Consider the following 26,604-nt stretch of genomic DNA (forward strand, 5'->3'; position numbering starts at 1 on the left):
GAGGTTTATCCATGTCTAATCAATACGGAGATAAGAATTTAAAGATTTTTTCTTTGAATTCTAATCCAGAGCTTGCAAAAGAAATTGCGGATAATGTTGGAGTTCAGTTAGGGAAGTGCTCTGTTAAAAGATTTAGCGACGGCGAGGTCCAAATCAATATTGAAGAAAGTATTCGCGGATGCGACTGCTATATCATTCAATCTACAAGTGACCCGGTCAATGAGCATATCATGGAGCTGCTGATTATGGTAGACGCGCTAAAACGCGCTTCTGCGAAAACCATTAATATCGTCATTCCATATTACGGATACGCTCGCCAGGACAGAAAGGCAAGAGCGCGTGAACCGATCACGGCTAAGCTTTTTGCGAATCTGCTTGAAACTGCCGGTGCGACCCGTGTGATCGCCCTTGACCTGCATGCGCCGCAGATCCAAGGTTTCTTCGATATACCGATTGACCACTTGATGGGTGTTCCGATTTTAGGAGAATATTTTGAAGGCAAGAACCTTAAGGATATCGTGATCGTTTCCCCTGACCATGGCGGAGTGACACGTGCGCGCAAGCTTGCAGACCGATTGAAAGCGCCGATTGCGATTATTGATAAACGCCGTCCGAGACCAAACGTGGCGGAAATCATGAATATTGTCGGTAACATTGAAGGCAAAACAGCTATTCTTATTGATGATATTATCGATACTGCGGGTACAATTACGCTTGCCGCTAATGCGCTTGTTGAAAACGGGGCAGAAGAAGTGTATGCGTGCTGTACACACCCTGTATTATCCGGCCCTGCTGTTGAACGGATCAATAACTCAAGAATCAAGGAGCTTGTTGTGACAAACAGCATCAAACTTCCTGAAGAAAAGAAAATTGAGCGATTCAAGCAGCTTTCTGTAGGACCGCTTTTGGCAGAAGCCATTATCCGCGTTCACGAAAAGCAATCTGTCAGCTTTTTATTCAGCTAATTCGGCCGCCGATGTTTAAATCCTAATCGTTATGGGTATTGTTCTATTAGGACGAGAAAACGATAATAGGATGGTGCTGAATATGGCAACTTTAAAAGCAAAAGAAAGAACGGATTTTAAACGTTCATCTCTTCGGAAAATCCGTACTTCAGGACATGTTCCAGGTATTATATATGGTAAAGAAACGACAAACACACCCGTCTCCCTAGACAGTATAGAACTTATTAAAACTCTGCGGGATGAAGGGAAAAACACGATTATTACGATTGACATCGACGGAAAGAAACATGCTGTGATGGTGTCTGAGCTTCAAACTGACCCGTTAAAAAACGAAGTCACTCACGCTGATTTTCAAGTTGTGAATATGAGTGAAGACATTGAAGTGGATGTTCCTATTCATTTGACTGGAGAATCAGTCGGAGTAAAAGAGGGAGGCGTATTGCAGCAGCCGCTGTATGAGCTTTCTGTAAAAGCTAAGCCAAAAGCGATACCGCAATCCATTGAGGCGGATATATCCGGTCTTGATATTAACGATGTGTTGACGATTGCAGACTTATCAGCTGACGGCGAATACTCCTTTAATCATGAGTCAGATGAAGTGGTGGCTTCTATTCTTCCGCCTCAGCAGCAAGAAGCGGCTGAAGGGGAGGAAGAGGAACAGACGGGCGGTCAGCCTGAAGGCGAAGACGAAAATCAATAATGGCTTAAGGCGTAACCCTCCCGCGGTTACGTCTTTTGTGCTAGAATGAGAAGAATTATAGCTCGCCTGCGCGAGCTTACGTAACTAAGGGAGGATTCGCCATGCTTGTGCTTGCCGGTCTGGGAAACCCGGGAAAAAATTATGAAAATACGCGACACAATGTAGGCTTTATGACAATAGACCAGCTCGCAAAGGAATGGAATATTGAGCTGAATCAAACTAAATTTAATGGTTTGTACGGAACCGGATTTGTTTCCGGACAAAAGGTTCTACTTGTTAAACCGCTTACATATATGAATTTATCAGGAGAATGTTTGAGGCCGTTGATGGATTATTATGACGTGGGGAATGAAGAACTAAAAGTGATTTATGATGATCTGGATCTGCCGGCAGGTAAAATCCGTTTACGGACGAAAGGCAGCGCCGGAGGGCATAACGGCATTAAGTCGCTCATTCAGCATTTAGGCACGTCTGAATTCGACCGGATCCGAATCGGAATCGGACGTCCTGTAAATGGTATGAAAGTAGTTGACTATGTGTTAGGAGCCTTCACAAAAGAAGAAGCGCCTGCCATCGATGAAGCGATTTCAAAATCAGTAAAAGCTTGTGAGGCTTCATTAAGCAAACCTTTTTTAGAGGTAATGAACGAATTTAACGCGAATGTATAAGATAAATAATCGAAGCCCATACTAGCTGAAAACGACTTTATCAGGAGGTTCGGCGTATGGCTTTGCATTATTACTGCCGACATTGCGGCGTTAAAGTAGGAAGCCTTGAACAATCACTCGTCACAACGGATTTACTTGGATTTCATCACTTAACAAATGAGGAAAGAAACGATATGATTTCTTATAAAGATAATGGAGATGTCCATGTTCTTACAATTTGTGAAGACTGCCAAGAGGCTCTTGAACGAAATCCGCATTTTCATGAATATCAAACATTTATTCAATAAAAAGCTTTGGTGTAGACACTAGACCAAAGCATTTTTCTGTTCTTATAGGAAACAGAGAGGAGGGGCCATATGGATAACATTCAAACCTTTATTAAAGAAAGCGATGACTTTAAATCCATCGTAACCGGTTTACACGAGGGTTTAAGGGAACAACTGCTCGCGGGTCTGTCAGGTTCCGCGCGGTCTGTGTTTACTTCCGCCCTTTCGGAGAAAATCAATCAGCCCATTTTTTTAATCACGCATAATCTGTATCAAGCCCAAAAAGTAACGGAAGACTTGACTGCTCTCCTGGAGGATCAGTCTGTTCTTTTATACCCGGTCAATGAACTGATTTCTTCTGAAATTGCAGTGGCAAGCCCTGAACTGCGTGCACAGCGTCTTGACGTCATCAACAGATTGACGGCTGGTGAAACGCCGATTGTCGTTGCCCCTGTGGCAGCGGTCAGAAGAATGCTTCCGCCCGTCGATGTCTGGAAAAACAGCCAAATGACAATTACAACTGGTGAAGATATAGAGCCGGATCAGCTGTCCTCACGCCTTGTAGAAGTGGGGTATGAGCGTTCCGATATGGTTTCTGCACCCGGTGAATTCAGTATTCGCGGCGGAATAATAGATATTTACCCATTAACAGCTGAACATCCGGTACGGATCGAATTATTTGATACAGAAGTTGATTCTATCCGCACCTTTAATTCAGATGATCAAAGATCAATTGAAACGCTTACTTCCGTCAGTATCGGTCCGGCGAAAGAACTGATTATCCGAGCGGAGGAAAAAGCCCGCGCGATTGAAAAAATAGATAAAGGTCTTGCTGCCAGTCTGAAAAAGGTAAAGGCGGATAAACAAAAAGAGATTCTCCACATGAATATTTCTCATGATAAAGAGCGTCTGTCAGAAGGCCAAACAGATCAGGAGTTAGTGAAGTATCTCTCGTATTTTTATGAAAAACCTGCTAGTTTGCTAGATTACACTCCGCCTGATACTCTTCTTTTGTTAGATGAAGTCAGCCGGATTCACGAAATGGAAGAACAGCTTCAAAAAGAAGAAGCGGAATTTGTGACGAATCTTTTAGAGGAAGGGAAGATTCTGCATGACGTCAGTCTGTCCTTCAGCTTCCAAAATCTAGTGTCCAAACAGCAGCGGCCTATTTTATACTATTCTTTATTTTTGCGTCACGTACAGCATACGAGCCCGCAAAACATCGTCAATGTATCCAGCAGACAAATGCAGAGCTTCCATGGCCAAATGAATGTCCTTGCAAGTGAAATGGAACGATTCAAAAAATCAAATTTCACAGTGGTATTTTTAGGGGCAAATAAAGAGCGGACAGAAAGACTTTCGTCTGTGCTTGCTGATTATGAAATAGAAGCCGCTATGATTGACAACAAAAAAGCCCTTGTCCAAGGACAGGTGTATGTCATGGAGGGCGAGCTTCAGTCAGGATTTGAACTGCCGCTGATGAAGCTTGCGGTCATCACAGAAGAAGAATTATTTAAAAATCGCATGAAAAAGAAGCCGAGAAAACAAAAGCTTACAAACGCAGAACGAATCAAAAGCTATTCAGAGCTTCAGGTCGGCGATTATGTCGTTCATGTGAATCACGGGATCGGTAAGTATTTAGGAATTGAAACCCTTGAAATCAATGGAATCCATAAAGATTATTTAAACATTCATTATCAAGGCAGCGACAAGCTCTACGTACCCGTTGAACAAATTGACCAAGTCCAAAAGTATGTCGGTTCAGAGGGGAAAGAGCCGAAGCTTTACAAATTGGGCGGCAGTGAATGGAAGCGCGTAAAGAAAAAAGTAGAAACCTCTGTTCAGGATATTGCTGACGATCTCATCAAGCTTTACGCAGAAAGGGAAGCGAGCAAAGGCTACGCCTTCTCTCCTGACCATGAAATGCAGCGCGAATTCGAATCAGCCTTCCCTTATCAAGAAACGGAAGACCAGCTGCGTTCTATCAATGAAATCAAAAAGGATATGGAAAGAGAACGGCCGATGGACCGCCTGCTGTGCGGAGATGTAGGTTACGGTAAAACAGAGGTCGCCATACGTGCGGCGTTTAAAGCAATTGCAGATGGCAAGCAGGTTGCATTACTCGTGCCGACAACCATATTGGCTCAGCAGCACTATGAAACGATTATGGAACGATTCCAAGACTATCCGCTTACGGTTGGTCTGCTCAGCAGATTCCGGACGAGAAAAGAAGCGAACGAGACGATTAAAGGTTTGAAAAACGGAACTGTGGATATGGTGATCGGGACTCATCGCCTTTTATCAAAGGATGTCGTTTACAAGGATTTGGGCTTACTCATCATAGATGAGGAGCAGCGTTTCGGCGTAACGCATAAGGAAAAAATCAAACAAATCAAAGCAAATGTTGATGTATTAACATTAACGGCGACACCGATCCCAAGAACATTGCATATGTCTATGCTCGGGGTAAGGGATTTATCTGTTATCGAAACACCGCCTGAAAATCGTTTTCCTGTGCAGACGTACGTTGTTGAATATAACGGAGCTCTTGTAAGAGAAGCGATTGAACGGGAATTGGCCCGCGGAGGCCAGGTATATTTCTTATACAATCGTGTCGATGACATCGAGCGGAAAGCGGATGAGATTTCCATGCTTGTCCCTGACGCCAAAGTGGCTTATGCCCATGGGAAAATGACAGAAAATGAATTAGAAAGTGTTATGCTTAATTTCCTGGAAGGGGAATCAGACGTTCTTGTCAGCACCACTATTATCGAGACAGGCGTGGATATACCGAATGTGAACACCCTTATTGTGTTTGACGGCGATAAGATGGGCCTCTCCCAGCTCTACCAGCTCCGGGGACGTGTCGGTCGTTCCAATCGCGTAGCTTACGCTTATTTCACATACCGCAGAGACAAAGTGCTGACGGAAGTAGCGGAAAAACGGCTTCAAGCCATTAAAGAATTTACGGAGCTTGGATCTGGTTTTAAAATCGCAATGCGTGACTTGACGATTCGCGGAGCCGGAAATCTTCTTGGCGCTCAGCAGCACGGATTTATTGATTCAGTCGGTTTTGATCTTTATTCGCAAATGCTCAAGGAAGCAATTGAAGAGCGCAGAGGAGACACGTCGAAATCCGAGCAATTTGAAACCGAAATTGACGTGGAACTTGATGCGTATATTCCGGAAACCTATATACAAGACGGAAAACAAAAAATAGATATGTATAAACGCTTTAGATCAGTCGCAACTCTTGAAGAAAAATATGAGCTTCAAGATGAAATGATTGACCGATTTGGAAATTATCCGAAAGAAGTGGAATACTTATTTACCGTCGCTGAAATGAAGGTTTACGCAAAAAATGAGCGGGTCGAATTGATTAAACAGGACAAAGACGCGGTCAGATTTACAATTACTGAGTCTGCGAGCGCCGAAATTGACGGTCAGAAATTGTTTGAGCTGGGAAATAAATACGGCAGACAAATCGGACTGGGAATGGAAGGAAAAAAATTAAAAATCTCCATTCAAACCAAAGGCAGAAAAACAGACGAATGGCTGGAAACCGTACTCGGAATGCTAAAAGGACTCAAAAAAGTAAAAAAACAAACCATTGCTTCATCATAAATTTTGTTACTCTCTGGTGTATATTACATTTGATGTGACGGATACTAATTTCAAGCGAGTCGGAAGGTACATAAAGTAGACAGCTTTAGGTCTTTCCCATATATATCATCAAATGAAAGAGAGGCACCAGAGAGATGAAAGCAACCGGTATCGTACGTCGTATTGATGATTTAGGACGGGTCGTCATCCCTAAAGAAATCCGAAGAACTTTAAGAATCAGGGAAGGTGATCCGCTCGAAATTTTTGTTGATCGTGATGGAGAAGTCATTTTAAAGAAATACTCTCCTATCAGCGAGCTTGGAGACTTTGCAAGAGAATACGCAGACGCACTTTATGACAGTCTTGGGCATTCTGTACTGATTTGTGACCGTGATGTATTTATCGCAGTCTCAGGCAGTTCCAAAAAGGACTATATGAACAAATCAATCAGCGAATTGCTTGAGAAGTCCATGGATCAGCGCAGCTCCGTTGTGGAGAGTGATGTCAAGTCAGCGCAGCTTCTTGATGGCATTGATGAAGACATGAATTCTTATACCATAGGCCCAATTGTGGCAAATGGCGATCCAATTGGAGCTGTGGTCATTTTTTCAAAGGATCAATCATTGGGTGAGGTAGAACATAAAGCTGTAGAAACGGCCGCCGGTTTTCTCGCTCGTCAAATGGAACAGTAGGTCTTATACCATTTACTGAAACCAATACATTCTTAAACGATGATAGAACAGCTCACATATGTGCTGTTCTTTTTCATTGGTTGAAAAAGGGTTCCAAGCCTGGGGATATGTTATAATAAGCTCGTTTTTATCCGTTTTAACAGAGAACCATTGAGGTCCCCTGCAAGTGGAAGGAGCTTTTGGATGAATGATTCAATAGACGTCAAACGGCATCAGATGTGGCAAGGGGCTTTTGTTTTAGTACTCGCGGGCGTGATGACCAAGATACTAGGCGCCGTTTACAGAGTCCCATTTCAAAACATTGTCGGCGATGTTGGATTTTATATATATCAGCAGGTGTATCCTTTTCTCGGTATCGCGGTTATGCTATCAACATCAGGATTTCCGGTCATTATATCAAAGCTGATGAATGATTATGGAGAAAAAAACAGCGGCAAAATATTAAAAATAGCCGCGTTGTTTTTATCATCAGTCGGTTTGATCTTGTTTATCCTTCTATATGCGGGCGCGGTTCCGATAGCGCGGTTTATGGGAGACATTCAGCTCGCTTTGTTAATACAAGTAGCGGCATTTGCCTTTCTCCTGTTTCCGTTCGCTGCCCTATTAAGGGGCTATTTTCAAGGGATCAGCTACATGCTGCCATCTGCGTTATCACAAATTTCAGAACAGCTTTTGCGTGTTGCAGTTTTGCTCGGATTGTCATTTTGGATTGTGAAAGAAGGATACTCTCTCTATGCTGCGGGTGCGGCCGCGGCCTCCGGCTCGCTTGCCGGAAGTATGGCGGCGCTCATTTTATTATGCTTATTTTGGTTTAAAGCGAAGAAAGTCGAAAATAAGAACTCAGAACCAGAATTAGATGTGGTCGGAACAACTGCAATCGTAAAAAAATTGCTGCTTTATTCCGTGACAATTTGTGTCAGCAGTTTGCTTTTGATTTTGATCCAGCTGGTGGATGCTCTAAACCTGTATGCATTGCTGTCAGACGGATTAGCGGACGAAGAAGCAAAGCGGCTTAAAGGTATTTATGATCGCGGCCAGCCTCTTATTCAGCTCGGAACCGTGTTTGCCGTAAGCATTGCGGCATCTCTGGTACCGTATATATCAAAGGCTGTAAAAGAAAATGAAATGTCGTTATTAAAGGAAAAGATAACGTCCTCGTTAAAGCTTTCTCTTGTCATCGGAACTGGGGCGTCGGCAGGGCTTATTTGTATACTTGAACCTGTCAATATGATGCTGTTTCGGAATACCGAAGGAACAGCGGCCTTGCAGATTTTCAGCGGTTCCATCTTTTTTACTTCTATTGCCGTTACCGCTGCAGCTGTTTTGCAGGGAGCGGGAAATACAGTTTTCCCCGCCATCTCGGTCTGTGCGGGAATAGCGGCCAAATGGATATTGAATTCCGTTCTGGTACCGAGCTGCGGTATTGAAGGCGCGTCGCTTGCAACAGTCATTTCTTTTGCGGCAGTCGCCGGGTTCAATCTGTTTCGGTTATGGCAAAAAGGGTGGCTGAAAAATCTGGGAAGCTCCATTTTTCCGCTTCTTAGCTCAGCGCTTTTGATGTCAGTGGTCCTGTTCGCGTATTTGAGTATCTGTTCTATGGTTTTCCCTGAGGCAGGAAGGGGAATAGCCGCTGTTGAGAGTTTATCGGCAGTAGCCATTGGTGGCGCTGTGTTTATTTATTGTATGATGAATATGAATATATTTACGGACGAAGAGCTGAACAGCGTGCCTTTTGGCAGCAAGTTGAGCAAATTCAAAAGAAGGAGAGAACAAAATGGCAGGTAATATTACAGTCGTCGGTCTCGGGGCCGGCGATATGGACCAGTTGACTCTGGGCGTACATAAGCTGCTGACAAAGGCTGAAGCTCTCTATGTCAGAACAAAAGACCACCCCCTGATCGAAGAGTTGGAAAAGGAAACGGGCCACATTCGGTTTTTTGACGACATTTACGAAAAGCATGGCCAGTTTGATGCGGTATACGAAGAAATTACCGACATCCTGTTTGCGGAAGCAGAACATCAAGACATCGTTTATGCCGTGCCTGGTCACCCTTTCATGGCAGAAAAAACCGTCCAGCTGCTCATTGATCGGCAGGAGGAAAAACAAGTGAAGGTAACCGTCGCCGGAGGCCAAAGCTTTCTTGACGCTACGTTTAACGCGCTGAAGATAGACCCGATTGAAGGGCTTCAATTCGTTGATGCGGGAACCCTGACGCCTGATGAGCTGGAGCTGCGCCATCACTTAATTATCTGTCAGGTATACGATCAGATGACAGCCTCAGAAGTGAAATTAACATTGATGGAAAAGCTTCCGGACGATTATGAGGTTGTGATTGTCACTGCGGCGGGAAGCCGCGAGGAAATAATACAAACCGTCCCTCTGTACGAGCTTGACCGCAGCGTCGAAATTAATAATTTAACAAGTGTGTATGTTCCGCCGATTAAAGAAGAGAAGCTCCTTTACCAAGAGTTCTCCGCGTTCCGCAGGATCATTCGGGAGCTGCGCGGACCGGACGGCTGTCCATGGGATAAAAAACAGACTCACCAAACGTTAAAACAATACATGATCGAAGAATGCTACGAGCTTCTTGAAGCGATTGATGAAGAAGACACTGACCATATGATTGAAGAGCTTGGCGATGTTTTGCTTCAAGTGCTTCTCCACGCACAAATTGGTGAAGATGAGGGATACTTTACAATAGATGATGTCATAAGAGAGATCAGCGAAAAAATGATCAGAAGACATCCGCATGTGTTTAAGGATGTTAAGGTTCAGGACGAGACTGACGTCTTAGCCAACTGGGAAGAGATAAAAAAAGCTGAAAAACCAATGTCAGAAGCATCGTTATTAGATACCGTGCCGAAAACACTCCCATCCCTTTCTAAAGCGGCAAAGCTTCAGAAAAAAGCTGCGAAAGTCGGATTTGATTGGGACGACGTCGGCGACATCTGGAAAAAAGTCAATGAAGAAATGAAGGAGTTCTCCTCCGAGGTTTCCGAGAACGTTCCTGATGAGCATAGCTTAAAGGCCGAATTTGGAGATGTTTTGTTCGCACTGGTCAATGTAGCGCGCTACTATAAAATAGAACCGGAAGAAGCGCTTGCAATGACGAATGACAAGTTTCGCCGGCGGTTCTCGTATATTGAGCAAACAGCAAAATCAAAAGGAATAGAGCTGTCGGACATGTCGCTTGAAGACATGGACAAATTGTGGAATGAAGTAAAAGAAACTGAGAGGAGATCAGAACATGAGACTCGATAAATTTTTAAAAGTATCCCGGCTGATCAAACGCCGTACCTTGGCAAAGGAAGTTGCCGATCAAGGAAGAATTTCCATTAACGGAAACCAGGCAAAAGCAAGTTCTGATGTCAAAGCGGGAGATCAATTAGAAGTTCGCTTCGGCCAAAAACTCGTTACCGTTCAAGTCAATGAATTGAAAGACACGACTAAAAAAGAAGAGGCCGTCAATATGTACACGATTCTGAAGGAAGAAAAACTCGGCGAATAGGCTTGTTCTAAACAATTCCCCCGCCTCATACAATGCAGTAATAATGCTAAAAGTATCGAGGATATGGGGGCTGGATAGATGAATTCATATTATGAACAAAAAGGATCTTCTTCTGTTCCGGAACAGCATGATATCACAATGAAAGGCCGGAAGCATTTAGATATTTCAGGCGTCAAGCATGTTGAAAGCTTTGACAATGAAGAATTCCTGCTGGAAACCGTTATGGGTATGCTTTCTGTCAGAGGAGAAAATCTTCAAATGAAAAACCTTGATGTTGAAAAAGGAATTGTATCTATCAAAGGCAGGGTATTCGACCTTGTTTATTTAGACGAGCAACAAGGGGATAAAGCTAAAGGATTTTTTAGCAAGTTGTTTAAATGACGCTCACGACTCAATTCTATACGATGCTGGCAATGGCCGGCATGGGCGCCTGGCTTGGGGCGTCATTAGACACGTACAGGCTGTTTGTCGTTCGGGCGAGAACAGCCAGATGGCTTTTATTTATCCATGATATCCTTTTTTGGGCCGTACAAGGGCTGCTCTTCTTTTATGTCTTACTCAATGTGAACGAGGGTGAACTCAGGATATACATTTTCTTGGCAGTTTTATTAGGCGTTGCGACGTATCAAAGCCTTTGCAAACGAATGTATATAAAAATACTGAAATTCACCATCTATCTCGCGGTTTCTGTATACCAATCCATAAAAAGGCTCGTTCAGCACGTGTTATTCCGTCCAGTTGTCTGGGTATGTACACTGATTATCGGGCTCGTCATGTTTTTGATACAGAAAGTATACCGCTTGATTACTTTTCTTTTGTTGTGTCTGTATAAAATCGTAAAGGTATTATGTTTTCCCATATATTTTCTTTTGAAACAATGTCTGAAACTTCTTCCCGAAACATTGCGTCTAAGGATCAAACGCTATTTTCAAAAAGGTGCAGGATTTTTAGAAAAGAAGAAGAAACTATTCATAACAATCAAAACGACCATCACACGTTACCTGAAAAGGTGAAAGGAGGACCGTCTGGTTTGAATTTATCCAGGGAACGAACGATAACTGAAATACAAAACGACTATAAAGAACAAGTAGAGCGTCAATCACAGCAGAAAAAAAGAAGACGAAAAGGGCTATTCAGGCGGTTAGCCGTATTTGGCGCCCTTGTATTATTAACGGCAATTGTCTTAGCAAGTTCTGTTTGGACGCAAACCGCTTCCCTTAGCGCCAAAGAAGAAAAGAAAGCGCAGCTGCAAAAAGAACTGAAAAGCATGAAGGCAAAACAATCAGATTTAGAAGAAGAAATTAACAAATTAAAAGATGAAGAATACGTCACAGAGCTTGCCAGAAGGGACTATTTCTTGTCTGGCGACGGTGAAATTCTCTTCAACGTAGAGAAGAAGAATAAGTAGCCTTGTTGACACTTAAATTTTTATTTAGGTATAATTAAGCAAACGATCTTTTTATAAGCCTAAGGAGGAGCACTTTTTTTATGTCGATAGAAGTTGGCAGCAAGTTGCAAGGGAAAATAACAGGTATTACAAATTTCGGAGCGTTTGTTGAATTGCCTGGAGGCTCAACCGGTCTCGTTCATATCAGTGAAGTAGCCGATAATTATGTAAAAGACATTAACGAACACCTAAAAGTCGGCGACCAAGTTGAAGTGAAAGTCATCAACGTTGAAAAAGACGGGAAAATTGGTTTATCTATAAAAAAAGCTAAAGACCGTCCGCAAGCCAGACCTAGAAATGATTTCCGTCCAAAAGAATCTTTTGAGCAGAAAATGAATAAGTTTTTAAAAGATAGCGAAGACCGCTTATCATCTTTAAAACGCAACACGGAATCAAAACGTGGAGGGCGCGGAGCAAGAAGAGGTTAACCTTGCTGCTTTCTATAAATAAAATGGAGCATCCGTTTATCCCAGCGGGTGCTTTTTTTATTTTAATGCCTCCTTTATAGTCAGAAAATAATAACATTTAAGTTTCTGTTGACGGATAAGATAAACCTTTGTATTATATAACTTGTGCTTGTAAGCACAAATGACATGGCGGTGTAGCTCAGCTGGCTAGAGCGTACGGTTCATACCCGTGAGGTCGGGGGTTCGATCCCCTCCGCCGCTACCATATTATTTACGGCCCGTTGGTCAAGCGGTTAAGACACCGCCCTTTCACGGCGGTAACACGGGTTCGAATCCCGTACGGGTCATCAAGCGAAAAATCGGCTTCTATAGAGGAGCCGATTTTTTTATTTCAATCATCACGGTTATTTGACACATTTCTGAGAAATCCTCGGAAAAATAAGAGAGTAATGAGGATCAGGGCAGAAACCGTCGAAGACTTCTTTGAATTCGTTACCTTCTTTTGACAAAATCCTATCTGTGCTTTCGCTATAATGACAAGCAACGAATAGAACAGGTGGGAGATGAGTGAAATGGAAAAAGCAGAAAGAAGAGTGAACGGGCCGATGGCGGGACAAGCTTTAGAAAAACTTCAATCCTTTTTTGAAAAAGGTACGAAGATGGTGGTCCATCATCTGCATTCACTATTTTTCTATAAGGGTTTCATTTATGTAATAATCGGTTTTTTACTCGGACGAGCTTTTATTCTATCTGAGGTCCTTCCTTTCGCGCTTCCTTTTTTCGGTGCCATGCTGCTTATCAGAAGAGACAAAGCATTTTATGCATGTTTGGCATTGCTGGCGGGCGCGCTGACCATATCTCCAAAACATTCTCTGCTTATTTTATCGGCATTGCTTGTGTTCTCCATCTTTTCAAAGATTGCTGCCTTTATGATAGAGGACCGGGTCAAAATGCTGCCGATCGTGGTGTTCTTGTCCATGGCCGTTGCAAGGGCAGGGTTTATCTACGCGCAAAATGGCGCATTTACAACCTATGATTATGTAATGGCTATCGTAGAAGCCGGGCTTTCCTTTATATTAACGCTGATCTTTCTCCAAAGTCTTCCGATTTTCACCGTGAAAAAAGTGAAGCAATCATTAAAAATAGAAGAAATTATTTGTTTTATGATTTTAATTGCCTCTGTCCTTACCGGGCTGGCAGGTGTATCTTTCCAAGGGATGCAGGCGGAGCATGTTTTGGCCCGTTATGTTGTGCTGAGTTTTTCTTTTATCGGCGGGGCCAGCATCGGCTGTACTGTAGGCGTAGTGACGGGATTGATTCTCGGCCTTGCTAATATCGGAAACCTGTACCAAATGAGTTTACTCGCGTTTTCCGGTCTGCTGGGCGGTCTGTTGAAAGAAGGAAAGAAAGCAGGTGCGGCAATCGGCCTGATCATAGGATCTCTCCTTATATCACTATATGGTGAAGGCTCAGCAGGGCTGATGACGACGTTATATGAATCGTTAATCGCCGTTGTGCTGTTTTTGCTGACCCCCCAATCGATTACTAAAAAAGTGGCGAAATACATTCCGGGCACTGCCGAACATATTCAGGAGCAGCAGCAATATGCGAGGAAGATCAGAGATGTAACCGCTCAAAAGGTTGACCAGTTCTCCAATGTCTTTCACGCTTTATCAGAAAGCTTTGCCACCTTCTATCAAACAGTGCCGGAAGATCAGAATGAAGACAGCGAAGTTGATCTTTTCCTAAGTAAGATCACGGAGCATTCTTGCCAAACCTGCTATAAGAAAAATAAATGCTGGGTTCAGAACTTTGATAAAACATATGATGTAATGAAACAAGTTATGCTTGAAACCGAACAAAATCAATACACAACAAACCGCCGTCTGAAAAAAGAGTTCGAACAGCACTGTTCAAAATCCCGTCAAGTGGAAGAACTGATTGAAGACGAGCTTGCTCACCATCAGGCCCATTTGACACTAAAGAAAAAGGTCCAAGACAGCAGGCGGCTGGTTGCTGAACAGCTTTTGGGCGTTTCCGAAGTTATGTCAGACTTTTCTCGGGAAATAAAAAGGGAAAGAGAGCAGCACTTTATCCAAGAGGAGCAAATTATAGAGGCTTTGCAACACTTCGGAATAGAAATACAGCAGGTAGAAATCTACAGCCTAGAACAAGGCAATATTGACATTGAAATGACAATCCCTTTTAGCGGAGGGCATGGAGAAAGTGAAAAAATCATTGCACCTATGCTTTCAGATATACTTGAGGAGCAGATTTTGGTAAAAGCCGAACAGCATTCAGACCATCCAAATGGATATAGTCATGTGGCTTTCGGTTCAACTAAATCATACAGGGTGTCTACGGGCGCGGCTCATGCGGCGAAGGGAGGCGGCCTTGTCTCCGGCGACAGCTACAGCATGATGGAGCTGGGCGCGCGAAAATATGCAGCGGCAATCAGCGACGGGATGGGAAATGGCGCAAGAGCGCACTTTGAAAGCAACGAGACAATAAAGCTGCTAGAAAAAATTCTCGAATCGGGAATTGATGAAAAAATAGCAATCAAAACAATTAATAGTATCTTGTCGTTACGGACAACTGATGAAATCTATTCCACACTGGACCTGTCCATTATTGATCTTCAGGACGCGAGCTGTAAATTCTTGAAGGTCGGATCGACACCAAGCTTTATTAAACGCGGGGAGCAAGTCATAAAAGTACAGGCAAGCAACCTGCCAATCGGCATTATTAACGAATTTGATGTAGAAGTTGTAAGCGAACAGCTGAAGGCCGGTGATCTCCTGATTATGATGAGTGACGGTATTTTTGAAGGTCCTAAGCACGTGGAGAATTATGACTTATGGATGAAACGCAAAATGAAAGGGCTAAAAACCGAAGACCCGCAAGAAATCGCGGATGTAATGATGGAGGAGGTCATCCGTACGCGATCAGGTCAAATCGAAGATGATATGACTGTCGTTGTTGTCCGAATTGACCACAACACTCCAAAATGGGCGTCAATTCCTGTTCCGGCTCTCTTTCAAAATAAACAAGAAATTTCATAACCGTTCCGTATAAATCAAATTTCTTCTGGCGAAGATGGAAATAAATCAGACTGAGAATGATCGTATTCTCCAGGAGGAATGGAATGTGAAAAGTGGACATTTAAATCAGATTCTGCTGATAACGGACGGCTGCTCTAACCATGGAGAAGACCCGCTGGCAATGGCGGCTTTTGCTAAGGAGCAGGGAATTACGGTGAATGTCATCGGTATTATGGAGGAAAACACAGTCGATCATGAAGCAATGAAAGAAGTCGAAGGCATAGCCCTTGCCGGCGGAGGTGTGCACCAGGTGGTGTACGCATCACAGCTCTCTCAGACCGTACAGATGGTGACGAAAAAGGCAATGACTCAAACTCTGCAAGGCGTTGTCAATCAAGAGCTTAAGCAAATCTTGGGAAAGAATGTGGAAATGGAGGAACTCTCTCCGGAAAAACGCGGCGAAGTGATGGAAGTGGTTGATGAACTGGGAGAAACGGTGCATCTTCAGGTGCTAGTGCTTGTTGATACAAGCGCCAGTATGGCTCCGAAGCTCCCCACAGTGAAAGAGGCGCTGATTGATCTCTCTATCAGTCTCAACTCAAGAATCGGGAATAATGAATTTGCTATGTTTATATTTCCCGGGAAAAAACAAGAGGTCGAGCTTGTGCTGAATTGGACGCCAAAGCTGCAATCTCTTTCCACACTCTTTGCGAAGCTTTCAACAGGCGGCATTACACCTACCGGCCCGGCGCTACGTGAAGCGACACAGCATTTTGAGAAAATACGCTCAAGAAGGGGCATGTTGGAAGATGATGAACGACGCTTTGACGAGTTTGGCATGTAGTCTGTCGACGGGCACTATAATCCAAGGGAAATGGAATGGTAAACCTTACAGATTGCTTAAACAGCTTGGAAAAGGGGCTAACGGAATCGTTTATTTGGCAGAAGCATCAGATGGACTTGTTGCCTTGAAAGTTAGTGATGACAGCATGTCTATTACTTCTGAAGTGAATGTCTTAAAATCTTTTTCAAAGGCCCAATCGAGAACTATGGGGCCTTCTTTTTTTGATGTCGATGATGCCTTCGTTCCAAGTGCGAAAATCAATATTTCCTTTTATGTGATGGAATATATAGAAGGTCCGCTGCTTTTGCAATATGTCAGCCAAAGGGGCTTGGAATGGGTGCCTGTGCTAATGGTTCAACTTTTGTCGAGTCTCTCCGTTCTTCATCAGCAAGGTTGGATTTTCGGTGATCTGAAGCCGGATAACCTGATTGTAAACGGTCCGCCTGCGAGAATACGCTGTATAGATGTCGGAGGTACAACAAAGGAAGGCCGAGCCGTAAAAGAATATACAGAGTTTTTCGATAGGGGCTATTGGGGATATGGCACAAGAAAAGCAGAGCCCTCATATGACCTCTTTGCTGTTGCGATGATTATGATCAATTGTGTACATAAAAAGGAATTCAAAAAGTCGCATCAGCCGAAGGAACAGCTTCGCTCCATCATTGAGGGCAACCCATTTTTAAAAAAGTATAAAAAAGTGCTGGTGTCCGCTTTGAACGGAGATTATCAATCAGCCGATGCGATGAAAAATGACTTGTTGGCAGCAGGCCGTCAGAATGAAAGAAGAAAAGCGCCTGCTCCGACATCGTCTCAAGCGTCATCAGGGACACAGCAGCCAAAGCCTCGGCAAGGCAAAGTGACACAAACGAGGTATAAAGCCAAAAAGAAAGCAGTCAAGTCGAGCGGATTGTTTGAAACAACCCTTATCGTTATTAGCGTCCTTGCGCTCTATTTTGCATACATTGTCCTTTTTTTGATTTGATTGTTTTCAGATATGCAAAACCCGTGCTTCTTCTTTGCTTGGAAGGTTTGAAAGTGATAGGATATGTATATCTTTAAAATACCTGCTCATCGTGAGGAGGACGTTGTGAACAGTGTGAAAGACTTTTTCGAAAAATACAATCTTCATTTAGAAGGGGCAACAATCATTGTAGGCGTTTCCGGAGGCCCTGATTCAATGGCTCTTCTCAACTTCCTGCACACACGATTTGGCCGTACTTCGGTTATTATCGCCGCGCATGTTGACCACAGTTTCAGAGGAGCAGCATCTGAAGAAGATATGCGATTTGTACAAGCATATTGCAAGACTGAACGGATCACCTGTGAAACAGTGAAAATTGACGTTTCTGCTTATGCTGAAATGAACAGACTCAATAAGCAGGCCGCAGCGCGTGAGTGCAGATACCGATTCTTTAAGGACCTTATGGTCAAGCACCAGGCTGATTATTTAGCGCTTGCCCACCATGGTGATGATCAGGTTGAAACCATGCTCATGAGGCTGGCGAAAGGCACCCTCGGAGCGGGACTGGCCGGAATGCAGCCGGTACGGAAGTTTGAGACCGGATGGCTCATCAGACCATTCCTTTCAATTACAAAGGAAGATGTGCTTACATATTGTCTCGAACATGATGTAAGGTACAGGACAGACGAGAGCAATGCCAAAGATGATTACACCAGAAACCGGTTCAGAAAAGCCGTGCTTCCCTTTTTAAAACAAGAATCACACGATGTGCACAGAAAGTTTCAAAAGGTAAGCGAATCCCTGACTGAAGATGAACAATACTTGCAGTCATTAACGAAAGATGAAATGAATAAAGTAATCACAAGCCAGTCTGAAACATCAGTTGAATTGAATTCCGCCGCATTGCTTGCCCTCCCAATGCCTTTACAAAGAAGAGGAGTTCAACTAATATTAAACTATCTTTATGAAAACGTTCCATCGTCTTTTTCCGCCCGGCACATTCAGCAATTTTTAGAATGGGCGAAAAACGGCAGTCCTTCGGGAGTGCTTGACTTTCCAAACGGACTGAAGGTGGTCAAATCATATCAGACATGTTTGTTTACATTTGAACAATTGCAATGTAAAGAAGTTCCCTTTGAATATCAAATAAGCGGAACTGCCGGTGAAACGGTGATTCTCCCTGGCGGTTCTCAGATAACGGTTGAGCGCGATGCTGAATCTCTTGATGGAATTGGGAATGCTGTTTTTATTACAAGTCAAGACAAGGTGAGATTTCCTTTAACAGTCCGCACGAGAAGAATAGGTGACCGGATGAAACTTAAAGGGATGAATGGCTCAAAAAAGGTAAAGGATATATTTATTGATAAAAAATTGCCTCTGCAAATGAGAGACAGCTGGCCGATTGTGACTGATGCAACCGGTGAAATTATCTGGATACCCGGCTTGAAAAAATCCATTTTTGAAGATCTTGTGATTCCAAACGGCGACCGCATTGTATTACAATATAGACAGCATGAAATGTGTAGGGGGCAAGCAAAATCATGAAACAAGATATTGAATCAGTTTTGATCTCTGAAGAAGAGATTCAAAAGAAAGTAAAAGAGCTTGGAGCTGATTTAACAAGCGAGTACAAAGATAAATTTCCGCTGGCGATCGGTGTATTAAAGGGAGCTCTTCCTTTTATGGCAGACCTCTTGAAACATATTGATACATATTTGGAAATGGACTTCATGGATGTATCAAGCTACGGAAATTCAACCGTTTCTTCTGGAGAAGTAAAAATCATAAAAGATTTGGATACATCTGTAGAAGGCCGGGACATCTTAATTATTGAAGATATTATCGACAGTGGGTTAACGTTAAGTTATCTTGTAGAGCTCTTCCGATACCGTAAAGCAAAATCAATTAAGATTGTTACCCTTTTGGATAAACCAAGCGGAAGAAAAGCGGATATTAAAGCAGACTACGTAGGCTTTAAAGTTCCTGACGCATTTGTTGTGGGTTACGGACTTGATTACGCTGAGCGATATCGCAATCTGCCTTATATCGGAGTGTTAAAACCGGCAGTTTATGAAAGCTGATAAGCGGCCTGCTTCCGAGATGGTTATTGGTTGTATTGGAATGATTTTCTATGATACTATTGAACATAGTTGTGCTTACTGTGGGAGGAGGTAAGGAATGAATCGGGTCTTCCGTAATACCATTTTTTATTTACTTATTTTATTAGTAGTAATCGGGGTTGTGAGTTATTTCCAAACCTCAAATCCGAAAACAGAAAATATGTCGTACAGTACGTTTATCACAAACCTGGATAACGGGAAGGTAGATAGCGTTTCGGTTCAGCCTGTCAGGGGTGTTTATGAGGTAAAAGGACAGCTGAAAAACTACGACAAGGATCAATACTTTTTGACTCATGTTCCTGAAGGAAAGGGAGCAGACCAGATATTTAGTGCGTTGAAAAAGACGGATGTGAAAGTTGAGCCCGCTCAAGAAACGAGCGGATGGGTGACGTTCTTAACGACCATCATCCCGTTTGTCATTATCTTCATTCTGTTTTTCTTCCTGCTTAACCAGGCTCAAGGCGGCGGAAGCCGTGTTATGAACTTCGGTAAGAGTAAAGCGAAGCTCTATACAGAGGAAAAGAAACGTGTCAAATTTAAAGATGTAGCTGGCGCTGATGAAGAAAAGCAAGAGCTTGTCGAGGTTGTTGAGTTTCTTAAAGATCCTCGCAAGTTCGCCGAACTAGGCGCAAGAATACCTAAAGGCGTACTGTTAGTAGGACCTCCTGGTACTGGTAAAACATTACTTGCCAGAGCTTCTGCGGGCGAAGCCGGTGTACCTTTCTTCAGCATCAGCGGATCTGATTTCGTTGAAATGTTTGTCGGTGTCGGTGCTTCCCGTGTGCGTGATTTGTTCGAAAATGCTAAGAAGAACGCGCCTTGTTTGATCTTTATTGATGAGATCGACGCAGTAGGGCGTCAGCGTGGAGCAGGTCTTGGCGGCGGGCACGATGAACGTGAACAGACGCTTAACCAGCTGCTTGTTGAAATGGACGGCTTTAGCTCAAACGAAGGAATCATCATTATTGCGGCTACAAACCGCGCGGATATCTTGGACCCTGCCTTGCTTCGTCCGGGACGTTTTGACCGTCAGATCACTGTCGACCGACCTGATGTCATCGGCCGTGAAGCGGTATTGCAAGTCCATGCGAGAAACAAACCGCTTGATGAAACAGTTAATCTCAAAGCGATCGCTACGAGAACACCTGGATTCTCCGGCGCTGATTTAGAAAACCTATTGAATGAAGCAGCTCTTGTAGCCGCTCGTCAAAATAAGAAAAAAATTGATATGCGCGACATTGATGAAGCAACGGATCGAGTCATTGCCGGTCCGGCTAAGAAAAGCCGTGTCATATCGAAGAAAGAACGCAATATCGTAGCTTATCACGAAGCCGGTCATACCGTTATCGGACTTGTTTTGGATGAAGCGGATATGGTTCATAAAGTAACAATTGTACCTCGCGGGCAGGCTGGCGGTTATGCGGTTATGCTTCCTAGAGAAGACCGTTACTTCCAGACGAAACCTGAACTGCTTGATAAGATTGTCGGTCTCTTGGGCGGACGTGTTGCTGAAGAAATCATCTTTGGCGAAGTCAGCACAGGAGCGCACAATGACTTCCAGCGTGCGACAAATATAGCAAGAAGAATGGTTACAGAGTTCGGTATGTCCGACAAACTGGGTCCGCTGCAATTTGGCCAATCCCAGGGCGGTCAAGTATTCCTAGGCCGTGATTTTAACAACGAGCAAAACTACAGTGAACAAATCGCTTATCAAATCGATCAGGAAATTCAGCGTTTCATTAAAGAAAGCTATGAACGTGCGAAGACTATTCTGACAGAAAATCGCGATAAGCTTGAATTGATCGCTCAAACATTGCTTGAAGTTGAAACATTGGATGCTGAACAAATCAAGCATCTTACAGATCATGGTACATTGCCGGAGCGCAAGTTCTCAGATGATCATGAGAAGAGCGATGATGTAAAAGTAAACATTCTGTCAAAAACAGAAGAAGAAAAGAAAGACAATCCTAAAGAATAAATTCACTTTCTTACTCTGAAAAAACTGCCATCTTGTCTTGGCAGTTTTTTTGTTGTGAAAAAGGATAAAAGACAGTTATTTCTGAACACCCGGATATGGTATCGTTTTATTTACAAATCAGTTACTGATCGTGTATGGTATTGTAGAATGTTGTAAAACTAATGATAGAGAAACTATTCAAAAGTGGTGATAGAGGTTGTTACTGGTTATTGATGTGGGGAACACCAACACCGTGATTGGTGTATATCATGATGGGGAATTAGAATATCACTGGCGTATTGAGACCAGCAGGCATAAAACAGAAGATGAGTTCGGGATGCTTCTGCACTCTTTATTTGAATATGTCGGTCTTATGTTTGAGCAAATTGAAGGAATTATTATTTCATCAGTTGTGCCGCCGATTATGTTTGCATTAGAAAGAATGTGCAAAAAATACTTTCATATCGACCCGCAAATTGTCGGTCCCGGTATGAAAACAGGTTTAAATATAAAATATGATAATCCAAAAGAGGTCGGGGCAGACAGGATCGTCAACGCCGTTGCGGCCATTCAGTTATACGGCAGCCCTCTCATTGTTGTCGATTTTGGAACGGCGACGACGTATTGTTATATTGATGAAAACAAACAATACATGGGCGGAGCGATAGCACCGGGTATTACAATTTCTACAGAGGCGCTGTACTCCCGTGCCGCGAAATTGCCTCGAATAGAAATTGCCCGTCCTGATCAAATCATCGGCAAAAACACAGTTACTGCGATGCAATCGGGAATTTTATTTGGCTATGTCGGCCAAGTGGAAGGAATCGTTAAAAGAATGAAATGGCAGTCGAGCCAAGAGCCTAAAGTCATTGCGACCGGGGGCCTTGCGCCATTGATTGCGAATGAATCAGATTGTATAGATATCGTCGACCCGTTCTTAACCCTGAAAGGGCTTGAAATTATTTATGAACGGAATCGCGTAGGAAGTGTATAGGAGGTTACAATGGATTATTTAGTTAAAGCTCTTGCGTATAACGGAAAGGTTCGGGCATATGCGGCGGACACTACTGATATGGTTAATGAGGCTCAAAGGCGCCATGATACATGGCCGACAGCTTCAGCGGCGATAGGCCGTACAATGACAGCAACACTAATGCTCGGAGCTATGCTGAAAGGCGACAATAAGCTTACGGTTAAAGTGGAGGGCGGCGGCCCAATCGGTGCAATTGTTGCCGATGCCAATGCAAAAGGAGAAGTGCGGGCATATGTTTCAAATCCGCACGTTCATTTTGACCTGAATGAACATGGCAAGCTTGATGTGAGACGAGCCGTAGGTACGGACGGAACATTAAGTGTCGTAAAAGATGTGGGAATGCGTGATTATTTCACAGGCCAAGTAGAAATAGTCTCCGGAGAGTTGGGAGATGATTTCACGTATTACCTCGTTTCGTCTGAGCAGGTTCCTTCTTCAGTCGGTGTGGGTGTGCTTGTCAATCCTGATAACACCATTTTAGCATCCGGAGGATTTATCCTGCAGCTCCTGCCGGGAACCGATGAGGAAACCATCACAAAAATTGAACAGCGCCTCTCTCAAGTAGAGCCTATTTCTAAGCTGATCCAAAAAGGTCTGACGCCAGAAGAGATTCTGGAAGAAGTATTAGGGGAGAAACCTGATATTTTGGAAACAATGCCGGTCAAATTTCACTGTCCTTGTTCAAAAGAACGATTCACAACAGCCATTTTGGGACTAGGCAAAAAAGAAATTCAAGATATGATAGAAGAAGACGGACAAGCCGAAGCAGAATGCCATTTTTGTAATGAAAAATATTTATTTACAAAAGAAGAGCTGGAAGAGCTTCGAGACGAAACAACCCGCTAAGCTCTTTAGCGGGTTGTTTTATGATTGAAAAGAAGGGGCTGAAGTTGAATTTGAAATCAAGAACAATTTGGACAATCATTGTGGGTGTGCTTTTGGTCAGTTGTATCGTTGTTGCGTATAAGTTAACGAAATCACAGGCGGCAGCAACCCAGTCTCAAGAATCCATCGCTACCATTGGAGATAAAAGTGTAACAAGAGAAGATTGGCTGAAGAAAATGGAGGATGAATACGGAAAGTCGACACTTGAAGACATGATTAACGTCCGCGTGGTGGAACAGCTCGCCAAAAAGAACAAACTCAAGGTATCAGATAGTGATATCGAGCGTGAATTTCTCTTGATCAAAGCAGTGAATAATTCTTTTTATGAGGACGAGCATACAACTGAAAAAGAGTGGAAGGACCAAATCCGTTACAATATTCTGCTGGAAGAACTGCTCACAAAAGACATTGATATTTCCGATAAAGAAATGAAATCATTTTACACTAAAAATAAAGAGCTGTATCAATTTGATGATTCATACCGAATTCGTCATATCGTGGTAAAGGATCAAGAAGAAGCAAACCGGGTCTTAAAGGACCTAAAGGGCGGGTCAAGTTTTGAAGCAGTGGCGGCAGAACGTTCAACCGACAGATATACTTCACCATACGGCGGGGATCTTGGTTTCGTCACAGAAGCACAGGACAGCATTCCGGCCGCATATATAACGGAGGCCAGAACGCTTAAAGAAAACGAATGGTCGACTGAACCGATTAAAGTCAGTAAAGGGTATGCGATTATTCAGCTGAAGGAAAAACTGAATGCCAGAACATTTACATACGACGAAGTGAAGGACCAGATTAAACGGCAGATTGCCATGGATCAATTAGGCGATAAAGCCACTGTCAAAACCCTTTGGAAAGAAGCTGACGTGTCTTGGTTTTACGATGATGAAGAAAACTAAAAGATTGACAAAAAATTTTGAAATTGATAGATTGTATACATAATACCAATAAAAATAGTCGGAAATTGAGGTGTCGAGGATGGTACGTGTAGCAAACTCCATTACTGAATTGATTGGAAATACTCCAATAGTCAAACTAAATCGTCTGGTTGAAGAAAACAGCGCGGATGTTTATCTGAAACTCGAATATATGAATCCGGGAAGCAGCGTAAAGGATCGTATCGGATTTGCGATGATTGAAGCTGCTGAAAAAGAAGGCAAACTGAAAGCCGGAGATACAATCATCGAGCCTACAAGCGGAAACACGGGAATCGGGCTTGCGATGGTAGCTGCTGCTAAAGGTTTAAAAGCCATTTTAGTCATGCCTGACACAATGAGTATGGAACGCCGCAACCTTCTTCGCGCTTACGGTGCTGAATTAGTGCTTACACCAGGTGCTGAGGGAATGAAAGGCGCGATCAAAAAAGCAGAAGAACTAGCTGAAGAGCACGGTTACTTTGTGCCTCAGCAATTTAATAACCCGGCAAACGCTGAAATTCATCGCCAAACAACCGGTAAAGAAATCGTTGAGCAGTTCGGTGAAGACCAGCTTGATGCGTTCGTAGCGGGTATCGGAACAGGCGGAACCATTACAGGAGCAGGTGAAGTACTGAAGGAAGCCTATCCTTCTATAAGAATCTATGCGGTTGAGCCGTCTGATTCTCCAGTGCTTTCAGGAGGAAAACCAGGTCCTCATAAAATTCAGGGAATTGGGGCAGGATTTGTGCCTGAAATCTTAAATACTGAAGTTTATGATGAAATTTTCCCTGTGAAGAATGAAGAAGCCTTTGAATATGCGCGTAAAGCTGCACGTGAAGAAGGAATTCTAGGCGGAATTTCATCCGGCGCCGCAATCTATGCAGCGCTTCAAGTAGCGAAAAAACTAGGAAAAGGCAAAAAAGTCTTGGCTGTTATTCCAAGTAACGGAGAACGCTACTTAAGTACACCGCTTTACCAATTTGAATAGAAAATGTGTGAAAACTCCCGGATCTGCGCCGGGAGTTTTTTTATGTGAATGTCTCGAAAACGCCAAGTATGCTGCGAATCTTATTTTTGGAAGCGAAATTCACCTTTTTTCACTAACAAGATTGCTTTAAAATAAAGATAAGCAGAAAACGAAGGCAGAGGATTGATACAATGGCACAACGAAGACCGGCAGGCAGAAAAATACCTTTTGACCAAGAAACTTTTTTACAACAATATGAGAATCTTGCGCAGTCCAGAAAACAGCATGTTCTTTTGGATAGCGCCAGAGGCGGGAGATACAGTATTGCCGGTCTTGATCCGATTGCGACAGCAAAGGGAAAAGACGGTATCACCACTATAAAATATAATGGAGAAACAACATTTAAAGAAGGTGACCCATTCCGGGCGTTTTACAGCTGGTTTGAAACTCTTCAAACTGAAACGAATGAAGAATTTCCCGACTTTCAAGGCGGAGCAATCGGCTTTCTCAGTTATGATTACGCACGCTACATTGAAAACTTTAAGATGCTTTCATTAGACGATTTGGAAACACCGGATCTGTATTTTCTCGTATTCGATGATATAGCTGTCTATGACCATGAAGAAGAAGCGCTCTGGCTGATTACCCATACAGAGAAAGATGACCAAGCGTTAACGGAGATGAAGCTTTCCGCTCTGGAACAAATGTGGTTAGCGGAAAACAGCGCATCACCGCTTCCGCAAGAACCAAAACCAAGCGCTGACAAATCATTTGCAGTTCCGTTTACTGAAGAGAGTTTTTCTCAGGCTGTTGAGAAAATTAAGCAATACATTGCAAGCGGAGATGTATTTCAAGTCAATCTTTCCGTCAGGCAGTCCACAACTCTCTCTGCTCATCCGTACAAGATCTATAAAACACTGAGAGAGATAAATCCATCTCCGTATATGTCGTATCTTGAAACCCCGGAATTTCAAATTATATGCGGTTCTCCGGAGCTTCTTGTCAGCAAAAAAGGCAAAATGCTTGAGACTAGACCGATCGCGGGAACGCGCTCTAGAGGAAAAGACGACGCAGAGGATGAAGCGCTGGCAAACGAATTAATTCAAAACGAGAAGGAACGGGCAGAGCATGTCATGCTGGTCGATCTTGAACGGAATGATCTAGGCAGAGTATCCAGTTATGGATCTGTACGGGTCAATGAATTTATGGCTATAGAAAAATACTCCCATGTCATGCACATTGTTTCCAATGTACAAGGCGAATTGCGTGAAGGAAATGACGCTGTAGACATTATCCATGCAGTATTTCCGGGAGGCACCATTACGGGCGCGCCGAAAGTAAGAACGATGGAAATTATAGAAGAACTTGAGCCGACAAGGCGCGGGCTTTATACTGGATCTATAGGATGGCTGGGATATAATCAGGATATGCAATTTAATATCGTGATCCGGACAATCTATGCAGCCGGGGGGCAAGCCTTCATGCAATCCGGCGCAGGAGTTGTCATTGATTCGGTTCCTAAGCACGAGTACAGGGAATCTTTCAAAAAAGCTTTTGCGATGAAGAAGGCGTTAGAGCAGAGCCAAGAAGAGAAAAAAATCAGATGAGGTGAGCTGAGA

The 26,604-nt window shown here is 43.3% G+C and carries 24 protein-coding genes and 2 tRNA genes; all 26 read left to right on the top strand.

What is annotated here, in order from left to right:
• The first annotated feature begins 11 nt into the window (after positions 1–11).
• Positions 12–965: a ribose-phosphate diphosphokinase gene (locus AAHT65_RS06780; RefSeq protein WP_010787401.1), complete on the top strand. Its 954-nt coding sequence runs from the start codon at positions 12–14 to the stop codon at positions 963–965.
• 82 nt (positions 966–1,047) lie between these two features.
• A complete protein-coding gene (locus AAHT65_RS06785) occupies positions 1,048–1,665 on the top strand; it encodes a 50S ribosomal protein L25/general stress protein Ctc (RefSeq protein WP_003328580.1) in 618 nt (205 codons plus the stop codon).
• A gap of 101 nt (positions 1,666–1,766) precedes the next feature.
• Positions 1,767–2,333, top strand: coding sequence for an aminoacyl-tRNA hydrolase (pth, locus tag AAHT65_RS06790; RefSeq protein ID WP_003328579.1), 567 nt, complete (start codon positions 1,767–1,769; stop codon positions 2,331–2,333).
• A gap of 56 nt (positions 2,334–2,389) precedes the next feature.
• Positions 2,390–2,620: an anti-sigma-F factor Fin family protein gene (locus AAHT65_RS06795; protein WP_003328578.1), complete on the top strand. Its 231-nt coding sequence runs from the start codon at positions 2,390–2,392 to the stop codon at positions 2,618–2,620.
• Positions 2,621–2,689: 69 nt separating this feature from the next.
• On the top strand, positions 2,690–6,223 hold the full coding sequence (gene mfd, locus AAHT65_RS06800; protein ID WP_343311201.1) for a transcription-repair coupling factor: 3,534 nt from the start codon (positions 2,690–2,692) through the stop codon (positions 6,221–6,223).
• 134 nt (positions 6,224–6,357) lie between these two features.
• Positions 6,358–6,894 carry a stage V sporulation protein T gene (gene spoVT / locus AAHT65_RS06805; RefSeq protein WP_061571124.1) on the top strand — a complete coding sequence of 179 codons (537 nt, stop codon included), beginning with the start codon at positions 6,358–6,360 and terminating at the stop codon, positions 6,892–6,894.
• A gap of 183 nt (positions 6,895–7,077) precedes the next feature.
• Complete coding sequence (locus AAHT65_RS06810) at positions 7,078–8,679, top strand: polysaccharide biosynthesis protein (protein WP_343311202.1); 1,602 nt, start codon at positions 7,078–7,080, stop codon at positions 8,677–8,679.
• Positions 8,669–10,156, top strand: coding sequence for a nucleoside triphosphate pyrophosphohydrolase (gene mazG / locus AAHT65_RS06815; protein ID WP_343311203.1), 1,488 nt, complete (start codon positions 8,669–8,671; stop codon positions 10,154–10,156). The genes AAHT65_RS06810 and mazG overlap by 11 nt, the downstream gene beginning before the upstream one ends.
• Positions 10,143–10,403, top strand: coding sequence for an RNA-binding S4 domain-containing protein (locus tag AAHT65_RS06820; RefSeq protein ID WP_343311204.1), 261 nt, complete (start codon positions 10,143–10,145; stop codon positions 10,401–10,403). Before mazG ends, AAHT65_RS06820 begins: the two co-directional genes overlap by 14 nt.
• 78 nt (positions 10,404–10,481) lie before the next feature.
• The gene (gene yabP / locus AAHT65_RS06825) at positions 10,482–10,784 is read left to right on the top strand and encodes a sporulation protein YabP (protein WP_003328571.1); all 303 of its coding nucleotides are present in this window, start codon (positions 10,482–10,484) and stop codon (positions 10,782–10,784) included.
• Positions 10,781–11,416 (top strand): spore cortex biosynthesis protein YabQ, encoded by a 636-nt coding sequence (gene yabQ, locus AAHT65_RS06830; RefSeq protein ID WP_013390721.1) that lies wholly within the window; start codon positions 10,781–10,783, stop codon positions 11,414–11,416. Before yabP ends, yabQ begins: the two co-directional genes overlap by 4 nt.
• A gap of 17 nt (positions 11,417–11,433) precedes the next feature.
• Positions 11,434–11,811 carry a cell division protein DivIC gene (divIC, locus tag AAHT65_RS06835; protein WP_003328566.1) on the top strand — a complete coding sequence of 126 codons (378 nt, stop codon included), beginning with the start codon at positions 11,434–11,436 and terminating at the stop codon, positions 11,809–11,811.
• 80 nt (positions 11,812–11,891) lie between these two features.
• Positions 11,892–12,278, top strand: a complete 387-nt coding sequence (locus AAHT65_RS06840) for a S1 domain-containing RNA-binding protein (protein ID WP_004264630.1) — start codon at positions 11,892–11,894, stop codon at positions 12,276–12,278.
• Positions 12,279–12,445: 167 nt separating this feature from the next.
• Positions 12,446–12,522: transfer RNA gene (locus AAHT65_RS06845), tRNA-Met, on the top strand.
• Between the two features lie 10 nt (positions 12,523–12,532).
• Positions 12,533–12,604 (top strand) — tRNA-Glu (locus tag AAHT65_RS06850).
• 225 nt (positions 12,605–12,829) lie between these two features.
• The gene (gene spoIIE / locus AAHT65_RS06855) at positions 12,830–15,319 is read left to right on the top strand and encodes a stage II sporulation protein E (RefSeq protein WP_088116352.1); all 2,490 of its coding nucleotides are present in this window, start codon (positions 12,830–12,832) and stop codon (positions 15,317–15,319) included.
• An 85-nt stretch (positions 15,320–15,404) separates the two neighbouring features.
• A complete protein-coding gene (locus AAHT65_RS06860) occupies positions 15,405–16,142 on the top strand; it encodes a VWA domain-containing protein (protein ID WP_003328561.1) in 738 nt (245 codons plus the stop codon).
• Positions 16,108–17,124, top strand: coding sequence for a serine/threonine protein kinase (locus tag AAHT65_RS06865; protein WP_061670925.1), 1,017 nt, complete (start codon positions 16,108–16,110; stop codon positions 17,122–17,124). Before AAHT65_RS06860 ends, AAHT65_RS06865 begins: the two co-directional genes overlap by 35 nt.
• Before the next feature lie 105 nt (positions 17,125–17,229).
• Entirely contained in the window at positions 17,230–18,648 is a 1,419-nt protein-coding gene (gene tilS / locus AAHT65_RS06870; protein WP_219946950.1) for a tRNA lysidine(34) synthetase TilS, read from the top strand.
• Entirely contained in the window at positions 18,642–19,184 is a 543-nt protein-coding gene (gene hpt, locus AAHT65_RS06875) for a hypoxanthine phosphoribosyltransferase (RefSeq protein ID WP_087941800.1), read from the top strand. Before tilS ends, hpt begins: the two co-directional genes overlap by 7 nt.
• Before the next feature lie 97 nt (positions 19,185–19,281).
• Positions 19,282–21,201: an ATP-dependent zinc metalloprotease FtsH gene (ftsH, locus tag AAHT65_RS06880; RefSeq protein ID WP_003328556.1), complete on the top strand. Its 1,920-nt coding sequence runs from the start codon at positions 19,282–19,284 to the stop codon at positions 21,199–21,201.
• 196 nt (positions 21,202–21,397) lie between these two features.
• Positions 21,398–22,174, top strand: coding sequence for a type III pantothenate kinase (locus AAHT65_RS06885; RefSeq protein WP_003328555.1), 777 nt, complete (start codon positions 21,398–21,400; stop codon positions 22,172–22,174).
• 9 nt (positions 22,175–22,183) lie between these two features.
• Positions 22,184–23,059 carry an Hsp33 family molecular chaperone HslO gene (gene hslO, locus AAHT65_RS06890; RefSeq protein WP_088116354.1) on the top strand — a complete coding sequence of 292 codons (876 nt, stop codon included), beginning with the start codon at positions 22,184–22,186 and terminating at the stop codon, positions 23,057–23,059.
• A 50-nt stretch (positions 23,060–23,109) separates the two neighbouring features.
• Positions 23,110–24,000, top strand: a complete 891-nt coding sequence (locus AAHT65_RS06895) for a peptidyl-prolyl cis-trans isomerase (protein WP_088118425.1) — start codon at positions 23,110–23,112, stop codon at positions 23,998–24,000.
• Positions 24,001–24,079: 79 nt separating this feature from the next.
• The gene (gene cysK, locus AAHT65_RS06900) at positions 24,080–25,006 is read left to right on the top strand and encodes a cysteine synthase A (RefSeq protein ID WP_003328552.1); all 927 of its coding nucleotides are present in this window, start codon (positions 24,080–24,082) and stop codon (positions 25,004–25,006) included.
• A gap of 170 nt (positions 25,007–25,176) precedes the next feature.
• The gene (gene pabB, locus AAHT65_RS06905) at positions 25,177–26,592 is read left to right on the top strand and encodes an aminodeoxychorismate synthase, component I (protein ID WP_343311209.1); all 1,416 of its coding nucleotides are present in this window, start codon (positions 25,177–25,179) and stop codon (positions 26,590–26,592) included.
• Positions 26,593–26,604 lie beyond the last annotated feature (12 nt).

The organism is Bacillus atrophaeus, assembly GCF_039519175.1.
Classification (GTDB): Bacteria; Bacillota; Bacilli; order Bacillales; family Bacillaceae; genus Bacillus; species Bacillus atrophaeus.

Excerpts from the sequence above, each read along its gene's own strand:
- AAHT65_RS06780 (WP_010787401.1), top strand. The coding sequence starts at position 12 with ATGTCTAATCAATACGGAGATAAGAATTTAAAGATTTTTTCTTTGAAT.
- AAHT65_RS06785 (WP_003328580.1), top strand. The coding sequence starts at position 1,048 with ATGGCAACTTTAAAAGCAAAAGAAAGAACGGATTTTAAACGTTCATCT.
- pth (WP_003328579.1), top strand. The coding sequence starts at position 1,767 with ATGCTTGTGCTTGCCGGTCTGGGAAACCCGGGAAAAAATTATGAAAAT.
- AAHT65_RS06795 (WP_003328578.1), top strand. The coding sequence starts at position 2,390 with ATGGCTTTGCATTATTACTGCCGACATTGCGGCGTTAAAGTAGGAAGC.
- mfd (WP_343311201.1), top strand. The coding sequence starts at position 2,690 with ATGGATAACATTCAAACCTTTATTAAAGAAAGCGATGACTTTAAATCC.
- spoVT (WP_061571124.1), top strand. The coding sequence starts at position 6,358 with ATGAAAGCAACCGGTATCGTACGTCGTATTGATGATTTAGGACGGGTC.
- AAHT65_RS06810 (WP_343311202.1), top strand. The coding sequence starts at position 7,078 with ATGAATGATTCAATAGACGTCAAACGGCATCAGATGTGGCAAGGGGCT.
- mazG (WP_343311203.1), top strand. The coding sequence starts at position 8,669 with ATGGCAGGTAATATTACAGTCGTCGGTCTCGGGGCCGGCGATATGGAC.
- AAHT65_RS06820 (WP_343311204.1), top strand. The coding sequence starts at position 10,143 with ATGAGACTCGATAAATTTTTAAAAGTATCCCGGCTGATCAAACGCCGT.
- yabP (WP_003328571.1), top strand. The coding sequence starts at position 10,482 with ATGAATTCATATTATGAACAAAAAGGATCTTCTTCTGTTCCGGAACAG.
- yabQ (WP_013390721.1), top strand. The coding sequence starts at position 10,781 with ATGACGCTCACGACTCAATTCTATACGATGCTGGCAATGGCCGGCATG.
- AAHT65_RS06840 (WP_004264630.1), top strand. The coding sequence starts at position 11,892 with ATGTCGATAGAAGTTGGCAGCAAGTTGCAAGGGAAAATAACAGGTATT.
- spoIIE (WP_088116352.1), top strand. The coding sequence starts at position 12,830 with ATGGAAAAAGCAGAAAGAAGAGTGAACGGGCCGATGGCGGGACAAGCT.
- AAHT65_RS06865 (WP_061670925.1), top strand. The coding sequence starts at position 16,108 with ATGATGAACGACGCTTTGACGAGTTTGGCATGTAGTCTGTCGACGGGC.
- ftsH (WP_003328556.1), top strand. The coding sequence starts at position 19,282 with ATGAATCGGGTCTTCCGTAATACCATTTTTTATTTACTTATTTTATTA.
- hslO (WP_088116354.1), top strand. The coding sequence starts at position 22,184 with ATGGATTATTTAGTTAAAGCTCTTGCGTATAACGGAAAGGTTCGGGCA.
- cysK (WP_003328552.1), top strand. The coding sequence starts at position 24,080 with ATGGTACGTGTAGCAAACTCCATTACTGAATTGATTGGAAATACTCCA.
- pabB (WP_343311209.1), top strand. The coding sequence starts at position 25,177 with ATGGCACAACGAAGACCGGCAGGCAGAAAAATACCTTTTGACCAAGAA.